The sequence below is a fragment of the Psychromonas arctica genome (genome assembly GCF_036697365.1).
Lineage (GTDB): Bacteria > Pseudomonadota > Gammaproteobacteria > Enterobacterales > Psychromonadaceae > Psychromonas > Psychromonas arctica_A.
The window spans coordinates 1-12594 of the sequence record NZ_JBAHZA010000019.1 but is presented as its reverse complement, the minus strand read 5'-3'; the positions used below and the strand labels follow the sequence as shown (position 1 = coordinate 12594).

Annotated in this window: 11 protein-coding genes and 2 tRNA genes; 7 read left to right on the top strand and 6 right to left on the bottom strand. The window is 37.3% G+C overall.

The genetic code is table 11. The annotated features are described in order from the left end of the window. The first annotated feature begins 384 nt into the window (after window positions 1–384). The 4 genes from nudF to parE all read left to right on the top strand — a co-directional run bounded on the left by nudF (window position 385) and on the right by parE (window position 4581). Complete coding sequence (nudF, locus tag V5290_RS15725; RefSeq protein ID WP_333387928.1) at window positions 385–981, top strand: ADP-ribose diphosphatase; 597 nt, start codon at window positions 385–387, stop codon at window positions 979–981. 171 nt (window positions 982–1152) lie between these two features. Continuing rightward, window positions 1153–1989 (top strand): 3',5'-cyclic-AMP phosphodiesterase, encoded by an 837-nt coding sequence (gene cpdA / locus V5290_RS15720; protein ID WP_333387925.1) that lies wholly within the window; start codon window positions 1153–1155, stop codon window positions 1987–1989. Between the two features lie 19 nt (window positions 1990–2008). Then, window positions 2009–2596, top strand: a complete 588-nt coding sequence (locus V5290_RS15715; RefSeq protein WP_333387922.1) for a YqiA/YcfP family alpha/beta fold hydrolase — start codon at window positions 2009–2011, stop codon at window positions 2594–2596. Window positions 2597–2691: 95 nt separating this feature from the next. Beyond that, entirely contained in the window at window positions 2692–4581 is a 1890-nt protein-coding gene (gene parE / locus V5290_RS15710; protein ID WP_333387919.1) for a DNA topoisomerase IV subunit B, read from the top strand. Between the two features lie 123 nt (window positions 4582–4704). On the opposite strand, the gene V5290_RS15705 is transcribed toward parE, so the two are convergent. From V5290_RS15705 to rsgA, 6 genes are all read right to left on the bottom strand, one after another. Next, window positions 4705–5811, bottom strand: coding sequence for a TonB family protein (locus tag V5290_RS15705; RefSeq protein ID WP_333387917.1), 1107 nt, complete (start codon window positions 5809–5811; stop codon window positions 4705–4707). A 39-nt stretch (window positions 5812–5850) separates the two neighbouring features. Further along, on the bottom strand, window positions 5851–6762 hold the full coding sequence (locus tag V5290_RS15700; RefSeq protein WP_333387913.1) for a MotA/TolQ/ExbB proton channel family protein: 912 nt from the start codon (window positions 6760–6762) through the stop codon (window positions 5851–5853). A 91-nt stretch (window positions 6763–6853) separates the two neighbouring features. Next, entirely contained in the window at window positions 6854–7927 is a 1074-nt protein-coding gene (locus tag V5290_RS15695; RefSeq protein ID WP_333387910.1) for a potassium channel family protein, read from the bottom strand. Window positions 7928–7936: 9 nt separating this feature from the next. Continuing rightward, entirely contained in the window at window positions 7937–9475 is a 1539-nt protein-coding gene (gene ilvA, locus V5290_RS15690) for a threonine ammonia-lyase, biosynthetic (protein ID WP_333387907.1), read from the bottom strand. A gap of 52 nt (window positions 9476–9527) precedes the next feature. Further along, window positions 9528–10379 carry an archaetidylserine decarboxylase gene (gene asd, locus V5290_RS15685; protein ID WP_333387904.1) on the bottom strand — a complete coding sequence of 284 codons (852 nt, stop codon included), beginning with the start codon at window positions 10377–10379 and terminating at the stop codon, window positions 9528–9530. 59 nt (window positions 10380–10438) lie between these two features. Then, complete coding sequence (rsgA, locus tag V5290_RS15680) at window positions 10439–11479, bottom strand: small ribosomal subunit biogenesis GTPase RsgA (RefSeq protein WP_333387901.1); 1041 nt, start codon at window positions 11477–11479, stop codon at window positions 10439–10441. A 95-nt stretch (window positions 11480–11574) separates the two neighbouring features. Here rsgA and orn point away from each other — a divergent pair, with 95 nt between their 5' ends. The 3 genes from orn to V5290_RS15665 all read left to right on the top strand — a co-directional run bounded on the left by orn (window position 11575) and on the right by V5290_RS15665 (window position 12594). Next, on the top strand, window positions 11575–12114 hold the full coding sequence (gene orn / locus V5290_RS15675) for an oligoribonuclease (protein WP_333387898.1): 540 nt from the start codon (window positions 11575–11577) through the stop codon (window positions 12112–12114). A 284-nt stretch (window positions 12115–12398) separates the two neighbouring features. Beyond that, window positions 12399–12474 (top strand) — tRNA-Gly (locus V5290_RS15670). Window positions 12475–12522: 48 nt separating this feature from the next. Next, window positions 12523–12594: transfer RNA gene (locus V5290_RS15665), tRNA-Gly, on the top strand.

The window sequence follows — 12594 nt, the reverse complement described above, 5'->3', positions numbered from 1 at the left end:
GAATAATGTACGATGTACAATAAAATGATATTCAGGCTTTAGTGTCTGATTCTTTTTATAAAGTTTTATTTAAAATGTATAAAGTGACCATTTTCCATAAGCAGTTTTCTGAAGAATGGAATCAACCCAGTCAAAGAGAGTTTTATTTAGAATAGGCGTTTAGCTTTGATTTTAAATACATTTTTATAAAGTCATTTATTCGTACAACCATTAAATTATGAACAATATGCTATATCTTTTTAAAAAATGAGTAAATCGTTTATTGATGCTTTTTATGCATTTTAGTATTTCATTTAAGCTATCAATCTAACCTATTTACTTGATCTCTTTGTAATATAGAATCGAGTTACTAAACTATCAGAAACGCAATAATGGAAGATAAATATGTACGATATAAATGATGTTGAAATTATGGCGAGCAAACCTTTATATAAAGGTTTTTTTAAATGTAATAAATTGACACTTCGACATAAGCTATTTTCTGGAGAATGGAGCCAGCCTATTCAAAGAGAGTGTTTTGAAAGAGGTAAAGCGGCTGCTTTATTAGCCTACGATAAAGCACATGATAAGGTGGTATTAGTTGAACAATTTCGCCTAGGTGCGATAGATTCCGGACGTTCTCCTTGGTTATTAGAATTGATTGCAGGCATGATTGATGAAGGGCAAAGTGCAGAACAAACAGTAATACGTGAAGCTTATGAAGAAGCTGGGTTAGTAATTGAAAATTGTCAATTCATGTTAAGTTATTATGTTAGTCCAGGGGGCTCTACCGAAACCGTTGATCTATTTGTTGCGAATGTTGACAGCACTGATGTGCAAGGTGTATTTGGTTTAGCCGGTGAAGGCGAAGATATACGAGTGCATGTAGTATCAAGAACTGAAGCGTATGAATGGGTAAAAACAGGAAAAATTAATAATGGGATTACTATTATTGGTTTGCAATGGTTGGAACTGAACCATAAAGAGGGGTTAAATATCTAACTCAATATACAATTATTATCTTTCATTTATTGAAAGTGTGGTGCTGTCGACATTTTTAATGATTAAATCATTTTCATTTTTATGACAATGGTAAAATAAATCGCTTAAATTCCATAAAACTACTGTAGTTAGTAGTATTTTTTCATTGTAGCAGAGCGAAATAGATAATAGATGAATGGTGTAAATCAGACAGTTGTAAACCTAGTGCCTGACCCGAAAGGGGATATTAAGCTATTACAAATCACCGATACTCATCTTTTTGCTGATGCTGGGAAAGATTTGTTAGGCATAAAAACCGTTGCTAGTTACGATGCGATAATAAAGCATGCTGCAAAATATGCAGGACAATGTGCAGCGGTATTGTGCACAGGGGATTTATCTCAGGATCATTCAGCTCAATCTTATGTGGATTTTAGTGATCGTATAAAAACACTGGAAATGCCTTGTTACTGGTTACCTGGTAATCATGATATGCAAGAGATTATGTTGCCGTCATTGTTAGCTGAGGGGCTAGCGCAGACTAAACAAATTATTAGTGAACATTGGCAGATTATTTTATTAGACTCTCAAGTCTCAGGTGTCCCTTATGGGCACTTAAGCGAATCGCAATTATCTTTTTTAGAGAAGAAATTACAAGAATATCCAGAAAAACATACTTTGATCGCAGTCCATCATCATGTTTTACCTGTTGGTGCTGCATGGTTGGATCAGCATATCCTCAAAAATAATGACCAATTCATTGCATTGATTAGCAAGTTTGATAACGTCAAGGCAGTGTTATCTGGTCATGTTCATCAATCATTCGATACCGTCAAAAACAAAGTCCGATATATAACAAGTCCATCAACGTGCGTTCAATTTAAACCACAAAGCGATGACTTTGCTGTTGATGACAAACCACCTGGATATCGCTATTTAGTGTTAACAAAGTCAGGTAAAATAGAGACTCAAGTAGAGCGGCTCAAACCTGGTGAATTTACAACAGATGAGAATGCAACAGGCTATTAATATTATATAAAGAGGTAAAATGAGAGACCCTAACATAACTAAAGTCCTACTTTCGTTACACGGTTTTCATAGTTCTCCTGGTTCATTAAAAGCGCAGCAAATGCGCGAATATCTAGCTTCAGAACATCCTGATATCCATTTTGTTTGTCCGCAACTTCCAGTGTTTCCACAACAGATGTGGGAAACAATTCAGTCTATCTTTAGTCAATATGAAGGTTGTGAAATTTCTGTAATGGGAAGTTCTTTAGGCGGTTTTTTAGCAACTAAAGTTGCACAAGAATATTCTGCCAAGGTTATATTGATCAACCCCGCTGTGACTCCTGATTTATTATTAACACGCTACCAAGGGGAGCAAACTCATCCGCATTTATTGAAAAAATATTTTATCGACCAAGGTTATGTTCAGCAGCTCGTTGCGTTGAATATAGATAATATAAATCACCCTGAAAATATTTGGGTATTATTACAAGAAGGCGATGAAGTATTGGATTATCGTGAGGCCTTACGAAAGTACTCTCAGTGTAAAATAACCTGTGAGAAGGGAGGCGATCATAGCTTTGTTGGTTTCGAACGTTACTTAGCAGAAATAATTCACTTTCTTTATTAAATACATACAATCAATATATTTGTTCTGTGTTAACTTAAGCACAGAAAAATAACCCAAGATCAACACTACATAATAGACGTCAAATAGGTGCATGCATGAGCGAACAGTATAATTCGGATTCCATTGAAGTATTAAACGGACTAGACCCCGTTCGCCATCGACCTGGTATGTATACAGAAACTAATCGTCCTAACCATTTAGGTCAGGAAGTTATTGATAACTCTGTAGATGAAGCATTAGCCGGCCACGCAAGTTCAATTCAAGTTATTTTACACGAAGATCAATCTTTAGAGGTCATCGATGATGGTCGAGGTATGCCTATTGATATTCACCCAGAAGAGAAAATTACTGGTGTCGAGCTGATTTTTTGTAAGCTACATGCTGGGGGTAAATTTTCTGGTAAAAACTATGAAATATCAGGCGGTTTGCATGGGGTCGGTATCTCTGTGGTAAATGCATTATCAACACGAGTTGATGTGCAAATTCGACGTGATGCTAAAGTTTTCCATATTGCCTTTGAAAATGGCGACAAAGTTGAAGAGCTGAGTGAAGTCGGTGTTTGTGGTAAACGTAATACCGGTACAAGCGTTCACTTTAGACCAGATCCTAAGTATTTTGATAGTTTTAAATTTTCAGTCTCTCGTTTATTACACTTATTAAAAGCAAAAGCAGTTTTATGCCCTGGTTTAAGCATTAAATTTAAAGATCGTGTTAATAAAAATAATTATGAGTGGTGTTATCAAGATGGCCTTAATGATTACTTATTAGAAGCGGTTGCTGAAAATGAATTACTACCTTCTGCACCTTTTGTAGGTAAGTTTTCTGCGAATAGTGAAATGGCCGATTGGGCAGTTGTATGGTTGCCAGAAGGTGGTGATTCAATTACCGAAAGTTATGTAAACCTTATTCCTACCGCTCAAGGTGGGACGCATGTAAATGGCTTTCGTCAGGGGTTATTGGATGCAATGCGCGAATTTTGTGATATTCGTAACCTATTGCCGCGCGGCTTAAAATTAAGCCCTGAAGATATTTGGGATAAATGTAGCTATATATTATCAGTTAAAATTAAAGAGCCGCAATTCGCAGGACAAACTAAAGAGCGCTTGTCATCACGTCAATGTTCGGTATTTGTTTCGGGAGTGGTGAAAGATGCATTTAGCTTGTGGCTGAACGCTAATGTAAGTGAAGCTGAAATACTAGCAGATTTCTGTATTAATAATGCGCAAACTCGAAATCGTAAAAGCAAAAAAGTTGCTCGTAAAAAGATCACTCAAGGGCCTGCTTTACCTGGGAAATTGACTGATTGTTCGACACAAGATCCCGAGCGTGGAGAGTTGTTTTTAGTGGAAGGAGACTCTGCTGGCGGTAGTGCAAAGCAAGCGCGAGATAGAGAGTTTCAAGCGATTATGCCATTACGCGGTAAGATCAAAAATACATGGGAAGACGAATCGGATATCATTTTAAACTCTGAAGAGATTCATAATATCTCTGTTGCCATCGGGATTGACCCTGCTTCTAGTGATTTATCAGCGTTACGTTATGGGAAAATATGTATCTTAGCCGATGCGGATTCAGATGGGTTACATATCGCAACACTGATTTGTGCTCTATTTGTAAAACACTTCAGAGCCGTTGTAGATGCAGGTCACTTTTATGTTGCGATGCCGCCGCTATACCGTATTGATATCGGAAAAGAGGTCTATTATGCGTTAGATGAAAGCGAAAAGAATGGCATATTAGACCGCATTCAAGCAGAAAAGAAACGCGGTAAAGTTAATGTGCAACGATTCAAAGGCTTGGGTGAAATGAATCCATTACAACTACGTGAAACTACGATGGATCCGAATACTCGTCGCTTAGTTCAGCTTACCATTGAAGATGCAGATAAAATGTTGCAAATGATGGATATGTTATTGGCTAAAAAACGAGCGGGAGACCGTAAGGTTTGGCTAGAAACAAGTGGTGATATGGCCGCGATTGATTAATGTTGTTTAAAGCATAAGTTGTCAACTATAAGTATAAGTTACTTTAAATAGCCGATAAATACAGAACAAGAAGCCAGTTTAATCAACTGGCTTTTTTATTTGTATTTTCACCTGTTTTTGATTCTACTCATAACTGAATGAAAATATCTGTTTACTAGAGACTTTATCTTGTCCTTTAAGGCTAGGCATGAAACGCTCTTGCGCGATAAATTCTATAACAGCTTGGTCCAGTTCCTTGTAACCGCTGGACTTTACAATTTCAGCTTCTCTAGTGCTGCCTGTGGGTAATACCGTCATAGAAGCAACAACTTGTCCTTTCTTCTGCAATTTTTCTGCAACCTGTGGGTAATTAGGTTTTTTACCTGATATGGCAACGGCTTCTGGTAATTTAATGCTGTTGTTTAAGCTAAGTTGTTCAGTATCGATTTTAGGCTTAAAGGTTGGCTTAGGTGTTTTCGCTGTCGTCGTAATGGTCTTTTTAGTTAGTGCTTTGTTATTCGTTAAGGTGTTTTGAGGAGCGATAGTGTTTTTTAACTTTGGTGCTATTATTTTTTTCGGTTGTGTTTTCACTTTTGTGGAGTCGGAAACTATTTCTTTCTTAACATTTCTTATTTTAGTTAATTTAGTTAACTTAGGTAAGTTCACTATTTCTTGTTCAAATAGTTCTGCCTTTAGCAAAGCTGTTTCTGTTGCTTTGTGTGTTTTAGGGGTTACTAAATAGTTTCTATTGCTAAACTCAGTGGGCCTCTGAGTTACCTTTTGATTTTCAGATCTAGTCGTTATTGGTTGTTCTGGTTGCGTTACTTGCACTAGTTGAGTACTGACAGTTTGCTTAGTGTTAAGCTCTGTAGTATTTTTTATCGGCGCATCAGTACTAACTATTTCTGCAGCTTCTATTTTTTCTGTCTGGATTACAGACATTTCGCTTTGAATGCTTCTTTCTTTTGTTTTATTTACTGTACCTGTATCTGTATCTTTATCAGTAACTTTTATTGTTGCTATATACTCTTCTGCTTCGCTTATCTGCAAATCTAATTTTGTGCTATCTACATCAGGTATAGCAATTGGTATTTGCTGCTTGTTAACTTTATTTGTAATGGATTGAGTACTACTGAACATTTGCTCAGTTTCAGAATTTACAGGCTCTTTTGTATCTGTGAAATAAAAGAATAAATAGTGCAACAACAGACTAATAATAATAAATGTAAAATAATGATATGACGTTTTCATGGAATATTTTTGCTCTATCTAAATTACTTGAATGAGTGTCTATTGAAGCTTATTACTATGCTCGTAAAGGTCTGCTTTCTTTAAAGACAATTCCTGATTATACATTTTAGCAATGGCGGAATGAGGTACCTGTTTAATGGCTTCAGTTTGTTCATGAAGAGCCACATTCACTTCACCTGTTTCATCTGAGAACTCATAATGATATGGCATTTCTTGTTGCTCTGATACGGTTTTATTTTCTTGTTTAACAACTTCTTTTTCGTCTGTAAAAACTTCTGGTGTGGTTTGAACTAGTCGATATTGCATGCAGATATGGTTGAATTGATGTCTAATATTTTCTAGATGTAATGTTTGTTTTATAAGTAAAGCTCGAAATAGTTGTTGTGGCATTAAAATGAATAGCAGTATTGCCACACTAGAAACGAGAGGAATAAGCGACTTTGCAATACTTGGTATAATGATCGCAGTGTCTCGTATTTGCTGCTGGCTAAACATATCAAGCGATTGAGCTAATATTAATAATGCGCCTGAGACACCTAATATTGGGGCGATAAACATCGCAGAGCGTAATAATTTTTGTCCACGTGACATATGATTTATTTGTACTTTTTGAGCGTAATCCATGCGTTCTTTAGGCGACAACGGCAATAGATTAATCCCTTCTTGCAACATAATTAATGCTGGGGTTTTAAGAGATTGACAAGCTAGTAAGGCTTCGGTCTTTTGTTGTCTGGTTAGGGAAGCAAAACACTCTTGTACAACAAAGCGTTCTTTTTGCAAGCTGTAAATGAACCAAAAGAATAGACGTTCTAAAACAATAACATTGGTAATAATAGACAGTAATAATAATATCCACATAACAGAGCCACCTTGTTGAAACCAAGTTGGCATATGTTGTGTTATGGGATCTAACCATGTTAAAAAATGTGGGGGAGACATACCTGTACTCATTCTCTAGTGCATCCTAGCAATCTAACAATTAATAGTATTGAGAATAATAGAAAATCTAGAATTTTCCCACTTAATTAGTGGTAATTGTTATTTATTTGATCTCTTTCCAGTTTATATCATTTTCATCAAGACGTTCATGAGCAATATAATGTAGGTAAAAACCGCTATTAACTAAGCTATCATCATCTGGATTTAAATGCATATCTTGCCCACTTTTATGCTTACTGAAACCAAGCAGAATCATGTCGTAACGATGTTTAAATGTATCGAATAATTCACCAAACGTAACGTTTTTTTCAAGCTCAGGTACTAAAAAGCTGTATAACGTTGCACCATCTAGTGTTGATAATAGTTTTTCAGTAACTTTACTTGAACCTGGATCTTGCATACTTCTGACCATCATTTGTGCACTATTATCAATGCTACATTCGATGTTAGGACAATGCATTTTTAATAGTTGTGCTTTGGTTTCATCGAAAAAATGTGCTGTAATATTGGCATTTTTATCCGCAAAGGTAGCAATGCTGAGGGCAATTGATAATGTTTCATCATCAGATTGTCCATCTATGATGATACGCTGAGCCTTGCGCAAAGCGATTCTGTCTAATTCTTTAGTATCTGAAAAAGCGCCTAGTTTTGCAAAAGAGACTTCTTCTACTTCGGGTAGTGGGTTTTTCATATCTTGGGTAACACACAGTAAAATACGACGTTGTTGACGTTTTTTATCACCCAAAATTAACTGCACAATTTGGTTTGTTGAGTGTTTATCCCAACATAATAATAGAATATGGTCAGTTAAGTGTGAGTAGTCATTGCTGCCGTTCATATTTTTTCTCGCTATATCAATGAATAGTTGTGTTGTTTTACCGATAAATGAAGCAAATACAATTAAGCCTGAAGGGATTTGCCATAGTGCAACAATTGCTTTACCTAAATCAGTTGTTGGGCTGAAGTCACCGAAACCAACAGTAGAGACAACAACCATATTGTAATAAAAGAATCTAAGCGGGTCCGTTATTAGCTCAAGCTCTTGTGCAAGAAAAAATAAAAAATACGTTATTATTGCTTGCATTAGCAATAAAGCAAACATCGCAGGCCAAGTTAATCTTCGACTGAACTTTTGTAAAATTTTAACAATTGTGGGTGACCATAAATAAGTGCGCATATGAATATCTTAGTTATTATTAGCATGTGATAAAAAGTATCGGTATGCAGGGTTTAATGTTTCATCTTTATAACTATAACCCAGAGCATTTAAATGTTCAGTAAATTCAGCTGTTTGTGCATCACTTACTTCAAACCCAGCTAGTACTTGACCATAGGCTGCACCGTGATTACGGTAATGAAATAAAGTAATGTTTGCATGCATGCCTAGTAGGTTTAAAAACTTTAATAGGGCGTTAGGGTGTTCAGGAAATTCAAAACTGTATAAACGCTCGGTGAGTTGTTGAGAAGGAACACCGCCAACCATATAACGAACGTGTAGCTTAGCCATTTCATCGTGACTTAAGTCTGCTACCGAGTAACCTGCTTCGGTTAAACCTTCTGTTAAGCTAGCTAATTCATCGAATCCTTGTGGTGTTCTTACTCCGACAAAAATATTTGCTAACTGGCTATCGCTGTAACGGTAGTTAAACTCTGTGATTACACGGCCATCAAGTTGGTTACAGAAAGCTAAGAATGCACCTTGTTTCTCTGGAATAGTGACAGCTAAGATACTTTCATTTTGCTCGCCTAACTCACAGCGCTCGGATACATAACGTAAGCTATGAAAATTAACATTTGCACCACTCAAAATAGCTGTTAAACGTTGATCTTTTATTTGATGTTGATGAGCATACTTTTTTAAACCTGCAAGTGAAAGAGCTCCAGCAGGTTCTGCAATAGCTCTCGTATCATCAAAGATATCTTTAACTGATGCGCAGATTTCATCACTGCTAACAGTGATCACTTCATCGATGTATTGTTGGCATAAGCGGAAGGTTTCCTTACCAATCGTTTTTACTGCAACACCGTCTGCAAATAACCCGACTTTAGGCAAGGTAACAGGTTCTCCAGCCGCTAATGCCGCTTTTAAACATGCAGCGTCTTCAGGTTCAACAGCGATAATTTTAATATGTGGCAGTAATTGCTTAATATATACCGCGATTCCGGCCGCTAGACCACCACCGCCAACAGGCACAAATATCTTATCAATATGTGCATCTTGCTGTAGCAGCTCTTTACCTACTGTACCTTGACCAGCAATAATGTGTGGGTCATCAAAAGGATGGATCAGGGTATAACCATGCTGCTCTGCTAACGCCAATGAATGGGCATTTGCCGCATCAAAGCTTTCACCTATTAATACAACGGTGGCACCAAAACTACGCACAGAACTCACTTTTATATCAGGTGTTGTTTTTGGCATCACAATAGTGGCTTTTACACCCATTCTTTGTGCCGATAGTGCAAGACCTTGCGCATGGTTACCTGCAGATGCTGCAATGACACCGTTTTCTTTTTGAGCGTCAGTTAAGCTAGCTAGTTTATTATAAGCACCACGTAGTTTGAAAGAATGAACAGGTTGTAAGTCTTCTCGTTTCAGTAATATATGATTATCTAAACGTTTAGATAACTTATTTAAAGGTTGTAGCTTTGTCTCAATAGCCGCTTCATAGATAGGTGCTAATAAGATATTTTTTAAATATTGTTCACTGGTGATATTTGACATTACAAGCCTTGTTATTATTATTTTTGTAGTTCTACTATTGCGGGTAAAATGGTTATTTTACCGTTGCAAATAGTTTACCTAAACGAGTTACACTTGATGGTTCAAGTTGCTCGTCAAACTCTATACTATCTTTAGGGAAGAGGGCAACAATAGTACTGCCTAGTTTAAAGCGGCCCATCTCTTCACCTTTTTCGATGACTATATCTTGGTCTTGGTAATCCCAGTATTGTAATTCTTTATTTTTCTGCGCTTTTAATGTTCCTTCCCATACTGTTTCAATACTACCTACAATAGTTGCACCGACTAATACCATCGCCATCGGGCCTATTGCAGTGGAGAAAATAGCGACCGCACGTTCGTTACGTGCAAATAAATTGGGTACATTTTGAGCTGTTAGTGGGTTTACTGAAAACAGGTCTCCAGGAATAAAAATAAGTTGCTCTAATTTACCTGTAATAGGCATATGTATACGATGATAATCTTTAGGCGCTAAATAAATAGTAGAGAACAATCCGTCGTCAAATGGCGCTGCAACATCATCACGTCCACCAACTAATTCACGCAAACTGAAGTCATGGCCTTTTGCTTGGAAAATACGGCCTTGCTTAATCTCACCTTGTTGACTGATGCAGCCATCTACCGGTATCGCAAGGTTTTGATCACCTTCAATAATAGGGCGCAAACCGCTTTTTAGTTCTCGAGTAAAAAAGTCGTTAAAAGTATCAAAATCTTCTGCCTCAGAGTGCTTTGCTTCACTCATATCGATATTGAACTGTTTAATGAACTTTTTAATTAGGAAGGTTGTGAATGCACCCATCTTAGCTTCTGCTAGCTTACCCGCTATGAAAGTAAATAAGTGTTTTGGCAGAATATATTGGAAAACGATTTTCATTTGGTCGTTCATATTAAAACTCTCTGTGTTCAATGTAATTAAAGTATAAAGCGCTCACTAATATGTTGTATTTAATACACATTAGGGTCGCGATGACGTGCATTTTTTGCGTCATCCATTGTTTCTAAAATACGTAGGAAGCTATTGAATCGTGAACTATCAATATGCCCATCTTCAACAGCAGCTACTAGGGCGCAACCAGGATCTGCTTGGTGTTTACAGTCTCTAAAACGACAACCGCCTAAAAACTCTCTAAATTCTATAAATCCACTAGCAATACGTTCAGCTTCTAAATGCCAAAGCGAGAATTCACGAATTCCTGGACTATCAATTAAATCACCGCCTTCTGCAAAGTGATATAGGCGAGCGGTTGTGGTGGTATGTTTACCTAATCCTGAACCCTCTGATATTTCACCAGTTAAGGCTTCAACTTCTGGTAATAACATATTAAGTAAGGATGTTTTACCTACACCTGATTGTCCGACAAAGATATTCACTTTGTCTTTCATTACTGATTTTAAGTGATCTAATCCATCACCTAACTTAGAGCTATAAATGACTTGGTAGCCAATATCTCGGTAGCTTTGTAACTCTTTATCAATTAGTTCTGCAGAGGCTTCATCCAATAAGTCGACTTTATTGAGTACGATAATCGGAGTAATACCAATATCTTCACAAGCAACAAGGTAGCGGTCGATAATGTTACGAGAAAACTCAGGAGCAATAGAGCTAACAATAATGATGTGATCAATATTCGCGGCAATCGGTTTAATACCATCATAATAATCTGGGCGAGTTAATACGGTTTTACGAGGATGAACAGCTTCAATCACACCACTTATACCTTGGTGGGACTCTTTGCCTGCACGCCATACTACGCGATCGCCTGTAACTAAAGACCGGATTGAACGACGTAATGTACAGCGCTCTACTTTACCTTGGTCATCTTCAATATCAGCATGTTGCCCAAATCGACTCACCACTAACCCTTCCAGTTGTGGACCGAGTTCAGCTTCATCCCATTGTGTATCGTTCTTAGGGGTTAAGCGTTTGTTATGATTACTTTGAACACGACGGATTTGGTTTTTACTGAGTTTTTTCTTCTTAGCCACAGACTTCCTTTGCTACCACTGGTGATTTGAATCGAGTATTATACTCTATTCTTATATTAAATAGCGATTCATCAATAGAAAAGGGTGCTAGGAAAATGAATAAAGATAATTTGGTGTGGATTGATTTAGAGATGACCGGGTTGAATCCTGATACCGATAAAATTATTGAGATCGCCACTATTGTGACTGATAGCGATTTAAATATTTTAGCTGAAGGGCCGCAATTTGTAATCCATCAAAGCGATGCTGCATTAGATGCTATGGATGAGTGGTGCACAGAACATCATGGAAATTCAGGACTAACGGCTCGAGTAAAAGCCAGTGACATCAGTTGTGCTCAAGCAGAACAGGAAACGCTGGATTTTCTTAAAAAATGGGTCCCTGCAGGAGCGGCTCCATTGTGTGGAAATAGCATCGGCCAAGATCGTCGCTTTATGGTGAAACATATGCCAACCTTAGAGGCTTATTTTCATTATCGTAGTATCGATGTTAGTACTATTAAAGAATTAGGTCGTCGTTGGGCACCGGAAATGGTTGCTGCACACAAAAAGACGGGGACACATCTCGCGTTGCAAGATATTAAAGAGTCAATTTCTGAGTTACAGCATTACCAGAAACATTTTTTTACTTATTAATCACAGTTAAAATAGAGCAAACGAGCTGCTATAGATAGACGATTTAACAAAGAAGTCTACTTAAATAATGTCACTATGCGGTTTTATTTATGACGGATAGTGATTTGTTAGCTTGCTTTTTAGACAAGTTATCAGGCGGTTGCTTAAAAACTCTGCAAGCGAACTAAGTTAAGTAGAAAATAGCTAAAAAAAGCTTGCAATCATTACCGCCATCTCTATAATTCGCACCTCGTAACGGACAGGTGTCACCAAATGCCTTATTAGCTGTTGCTAGGAAATATGAAGCGGTACTAGCTCAGTTGGTAGAGCACAACCTTGCCAAGGTTGGGGTCACGAGTTCGAGTCTCGTGTACCGCTCCAAACATTTAATCGCCAGATTAAAGTTTTTCCAAATAGTTTTTAGATGAAGCGGTACTAGCTCAGTTGGTAGAGCACAACCTTGCCAAGGTTGGGGTCACGAGTTCGAGTCTCGTGTACCGC

Bases quoted from the DNA above. Each gene is read 5' to 3' on its own strand.
- orn (WP_333387898.1), top strand. From the start codon at position 11,575: ATGAATAAAGATAATTTGGTGTGGATTGATTTAGAGATGACCGGGTTG.
- V5290_RS15705 (WP_333387917.1), bottom strand. From the start codon at position 5,811: ATGAAAACGTCATATCATTATTTTACATTTATTATTATTAGTCTGTTG.
- cpdA (WP_333387925.1), top strand. From the start codon at position 1,153: ATGAATGGTGTAAATCAGACAGTTGTAAACCTAGTGCCTGACCCGAAA.
- V5290_RS15715 (WP_333387922.1), top strand. From the start codon at position 2,009: ATGAGAGACCCTAACATAACTAAAGTCCTACTTTCGTTACACGGTTTT.
- nudF (WP_333387928.1), top strand. From the start codon at position 385: ATGTACGATATAAATGATGTTGAAATTATGGCGAGCAAACCTTTATAT.
- ilvA (WP_333387907.1), bottom strand. From the start codon at position 9,475: ATGTCAAATATCACCAGTGAACAATATTTAAAAAATATCTTATTAGCA.
- V5290_RS15695 (WP_333387910.1), bottom strand. From the start codon at position 7,927: ATGCGCACTTATTTATGGTCACCCACAATTGTTAAAATTTTACAAAAG.
- parE (WP_333387919.1), top strand. From the start codon at position 2,692: ATGAGCGAACAGTATAATTCGGATTCCATTGAAGTATTAAACGGACTA.
- asd (WP_333387904.1), bottom strand. From the start codon at position 10,379: ATGAACGACCAAATGAAAATCGTTTTCCAATATATTCTGCCAAAACAC.
- V5290_RS15700 (WP_333387913.1), bottom strand. From the start codon at position 6,762: ATGAGTACAGGTATGTCTCCCCCACATTTTTTAACATGGTTAGATCCC.